The organism is Pseudomonas sp. AKS31 (genome assembly GCF_023634765.1).
In the GTDB taxonomy this organism is placed as follows: domain Bacteria; phylum Pseudomonadota; class Gammaproteobacteria; order Pseudomonadales; family Pseudomonadaceae; genus Aquipseudomonas.
In genome coordinates, this window is sequence record NZ_JAMLFX010000039.1 from 1 (window position 1) to 595 (window position 595).

Sequence of the window (595 nt, forward strand, 5' to 3'; positions counted from 1 at the left end):
GTATTCTCTGACATGATCGCGCGCCTTTCGCCGGGGCCTTCGGCCGATAAGTCTTGTTTTTACAGAACACGCGGATACCTGGACACCTGTAAAATCTGACAGTCCCGACCAACGGTAAACTGCTCCATTGAGTGCGCACGCCTTCCAGGCAGGTGCCGCGGAACGTCGGTGTCAGGTCTTCCCGGGGTGGCTCATCCACTGTAGGGGGCAGGGGCGCAATCGAAACCTTCAACACCACACGGTTGAGTGAACAATGCTCCTCGGTACACTGCTGGATATGGACTTCCCGATCCTTCACCGGCCCCCACTCTTCATAGGCTGTGCTCGACCAGGTTCCGCCGCTCACGACTGCATCAGGGGCTGCCTTGAGGTCGCCGCCAGGATGGTAAAAACTCACGGTGGCGCCGTTGTAACCCTTGCCACTGAAGACCGGCCGGTAGTCCCTGGTGTGGGTCACGTCGGTGAGACATCCGGCATGTCGTTGTGGATTTCAAACTCAAAAGGCTGTGATTCGATCCAGCCACTGGCGTTGTCGACGATCTTCTGCACGACCTCGACTGAAAAAGTCCCCAAAGCCCAGCCTGTCGATGTTGTT

General features: G+C 57.5%; 1 pseudogene. It reads right to left on the minus strand.

The features are described 5' to 3' along the window. Window positions 1-457 (minus strand): annotated as a pseudogene (locus M9827_RS27615) (hypothetical protein); the annotation flags it as partial. Window positions 458-595 lie beyond the last annotated feature (138 nt).